Source organism: Escherichia sp. MOD1-EC7003 (genome assembly GCF_002965065.1).
Classification (GTDB): Bacteria; Pseudomonadota; Gammaproteobacteria; order Enterobacterales; family Enterobacteriaceae; genus Escherichia.
This window is the reverse complement of sequence record NZ_PTRE01000252.1, coordinates 1-3,368: the sequence shown is the minus strand read 5'-3', so window position 1 is coordinate 3,368 and position 3,368 is coordinate 1. Positions and strand designations below refer to the sequence as shown.

Below are 3,368 nucleotides of genomic sequence, written 5' to 3'. Positions count from 1 at the left end.
GTAGATCACAAAACTCTATGCCTGTCTTTTTTTACCCGCCCATTACTGGGGATTCCTCAGGGCGGGGTGCGGGCTTTCGTAATCTTGCCCTGGGGTTAAGACGTAAGATGAGAAAAGCAGCCATGGACAGAAACTATCTGGCTTCAGTCCTTTCGGGGTGCGGGCTTTCGTAATCTTGCCCTGATTTAGGTATTAAATTGAGGAGAGGATATGAAAATTTATGAAATAGAACCGAATCTAGAAGAGTTTAAGTATTATCTACCAGATAGTGAAAGCCCTGTCATTAGTATGTTACATACTTTTGATGGGCGTCCACTATACAAGGCGTGGCATCAGTATGAATTTGAATTATTTACAGGTAAAAATAAAAAAGAAAAATCCAGAAGAATAGATTTTAATATATCATGCTTTACTCTTGGTTTATTATTGATTAGTGGTGAGTTGAAGGAGGCTGTCGAGGGGAAGTTAGTTAATCAAGTGGAGTTTCTTCCAGTGACCACTTCGGATGGAAGAGAGTTTCTTTTTACTAATGTTATTAATGTAAAAAAATGTATTGCTGCTGATAGCTGGCGTGACTTTAATAAAATGGATATTGAACGCTCATATCGCTTTCACTCAATAAGTGAGGGTGATATGATTTTTAGAGACTCTGTATATAGTGTAAATTGTTTTTTCACAGAAAAATTCGCAAATTTCCTTGGGGGGCTTGATATAAAGGGAGGACGATTGACCGTCGTCGGTGAATTATGATGCGCAAACTACAGGGAAAGCTCAGTCCTTGCGGGGAGCGGGCTTTCATAAGCTTGCCCTGGCGGTAAATCAATAAGAAAAAGAGGTTGTGGCTGACATGAATGTGAAGGCAATAGAAACAAAATATGGTCTAATTTACGGGCGAGATGCTTTAGTTCTATCAGGGACTGAATTAATATTCTATCCTTTTAATTTTGTCATTAAAGCGTCGTTATCTTTGTCTTCTTGTAAGCCAATTATTACAAATGCCCCTGATATTAACGTTGAATTTTTGTTTAGCAACATCAAAAAACTGTCTATATATAAAGTGGATGATTATCCATATGAAAAATATTCTCTATCAAGCTTTGACTTGATAGAGAATATGGATGGCGACGAACTTCAACATATAGTTCTTAGCACTTATGATCATGTTTTCGATATAATTGGGAAATATGAAATTAAATATTCGTAAATAAAGTCGTCTGTTCAATAAACCGGGAAATATCTTCTGATTTTCCCGGGTTTTTACTATCAATCTCCGTTCAATTCACTAAACCAACACATCTTTAATCCCCTTAACCAACTGTTTAACCTGATAAAATTCTTCCCGCAGTTCCTGCACCTCGTCACTGTCGGCAATAATGGTCAGGCATCCCTCCGAAATCGCGCCGGACGGGACGCTGGTGTGGGCGGGGTATCAGGCGGGATTTGGCGAAAACCGGGGTGACATCAGCAACAGCGGGGCGTACTTTGAGCAGCCGCTGCGGCTGCCGGGACAGTATTTTGATGAAGAGACGGGGCTGCACTATAATCTGTTCAGGTATTATGCGCCGGAGTGCGGGAGGTTTATAAGCCAGGACCCGATTTCGATCCGTGGCGGGATAAATCTTTATCGTTATGCGCCTAATCCGATTACATGGATCGATCCGCTTGGTTTAATCAAGGTATTCCGAAATATTCGTGCGGATGAATCTATTAGTGAGGGATTATCTGCAAAGGCACCGGGGCGAGGAATGAGTGCTGCTGGTTATGTTAGAAATGGTAGTAATGATACGTTTAAAGGCTCACAATTCATTTCAACAACAGTAGATGAAGATGTAGCTGTACGATACCGTGAACCGGGCTAAACTACAGTTACATTTGATACTGACGATGTGATTCCTGATGTTAAAGGTAATCGGAATATTATTGACTTATCCACGGTAGAGAAAGCAACCGATGCTGGATTAAAAGGGCCGGCCCGTAACTATGCAGTTAGTTCTGGAGAAGTGCTTGTGGAAGGTCATGTACCATCAAATGCTATTACCCCTTGTTAAAGGCAGGAATTTATATATGGATAAAGAGATTGCATTGAAAATAGTAGTCGATAAATTATTAGGGAATGATTCAATACCCGTTAGATTAAGACTCAAGAAAGATTTTTCTGATGATGAGGTTGAAAATTTATACAAGGCGCTGGATTTTTTAGCAGAAATATATGCTGATGAGATTATGGTTCCGAAAGTTTTAGGATTGGCACTAATGGATGTATATGGAATGTTTTCTTTTCGGGACGGAATGTACAGTAAGGACAAGCTGATTAAATTTGAGGATATAGGTATAGAACTTCAAGAGAAAGCTATAAATCTCTTTTCCTAAAGGATAAATACGAAAAACAGGGTACTTTGCAGACGAAGTACCTTTTGCTTATGACCGGAGCGGCTGGCTGACCAGCCGCACGGGTCAGATGTACGACCATGCTCATTATTATTACGATAAAGCCGGAAACCTGCTGACGGACGAGTATCAGAGTGCGGTGATGGACAACCGTCTGCCGGGCTACGGGCGTGACCGTTACCGTTATAACGAATGGGGCGAACTGACAGCGCGCAGGGAGCAGCAGCTGGAGTGGAACGCGCAGGGCCAGCAGGGAAAGATCACGTAACGCTGCTTTTTTGTACTAAATAATTCGCATTTTATGCTCAATAATTGAGATATTCCTTATTGCCTGAGGCTATTTTTCATTGCTTATACATGTTCAAATACTCCTTACATAAATAAGGAGAACAAAATGGAACTTAAAAAATTGATGGAACACATTTCTATTATCCCCGATTACAGACAAGCCTGGAAAGTGGAACATAAATTGTCAGATATTCTACTGTTGACTATTTGTGCCGTCATTTCTGGTGCAGAAGGCTGGGAAGATATAGAGGATTTTGGGGAAACACATCTCGATTTTTTGAAGCAATATGGTGATTTTGAAAATGGTATTCCTGTTCACGATACCATTGCCCGAGTTGTATCCTGTATCAGTCCTGCAAAATTTCACGAGTGCTTTATTAACTGGATGCGTGACTGCCATTCTTCAGATGATAAAGATGTCATCGCAATTGATGGAAAAACACTCCGGCACTCTTATGACAAGAGCCGCCGCAGGGGAGCGATTCATGTTATTAGTGCGTTCTCGACAATGCACAGTCTGGTCCTCGGGCAGATCAAGACAGATGAGAAATCCAATGAGATTACAGCCATTCCTGAACTTCTTAACATGTTGGATATTAAAGGAAAAATCATCACAACTGATGCAATGTGTTGCCAGAAAGATATTGCAGAGAAGATACAAAAGCAGGGAGGTGATTATTTATTCGCTGTAA

General features: G+C 40.8%; 3 protein-coding genes and 4 pseudogenes. All 7 read left to right on the top strand.

Annotated features, from left to right (window positions below; translation table 11 throughout):
* A pseudogene (locus A7090_RS27430) lies at window positions 1-173 on the top strand (hypothetical protein); the annotation flags it as partial.
* A gap of 37 nt (window positions 174-210) precedes the next feature.
* A complete protein-coding gene (locus tag A7090_RS24915) occupies window positions 211-750 on the top strand; it encodes a hypothetical protein (protein WP_105275862.1) in 540 nt (179 codons plus the stop codon).
* A gap of 97 nt (window positions 751-847) precedes the next feature.
* Window positions 848-1,204, top strand: coding sequence for a hypothetical protein (locus A7090_RS24910; protein WP_105275864.1), 357 nt, complete (start codon window positions 848-850; stop codon window positions 1,202-1,204).
* A gap of 181 nt (window positions 1,205-1,385) precedes the next feature.
* Window positions 1,386-1,670, top strand: a pseudogene (locus A7090_RS24905) (RHS repeat-associated core domain-containing protein); the annotation flags it as partial.
* Window positions 1,671-2,064: 394 nt separating this feature from the next.
* Window positions 2,065-2,370, top strand: a complete 306-nt coding sequence (locus A7090_RS24900; RefSeq protein ID WP_105275863.1) for a hypothetical protein — start codon at window positions 2,065-2,067, stop codon at window positions 2,368-2,370.
* Between the two features lie 37 nt (window positions 2,371-2,407).
* Window positions 2,408-2,650: pseudogene (locus tag A7090_RS24895) on the top strand (hypothetical protein); the annotation flags it as partial.
* 132 nt (window positions 2,651-2,782) lie between these two features.
* A pseudogene (locus A7090_RS24890) lies at window positions 2,783-3,368 on the top strand (ISAs1-like element ISEc1 family transposase); the annotation flags it as partial.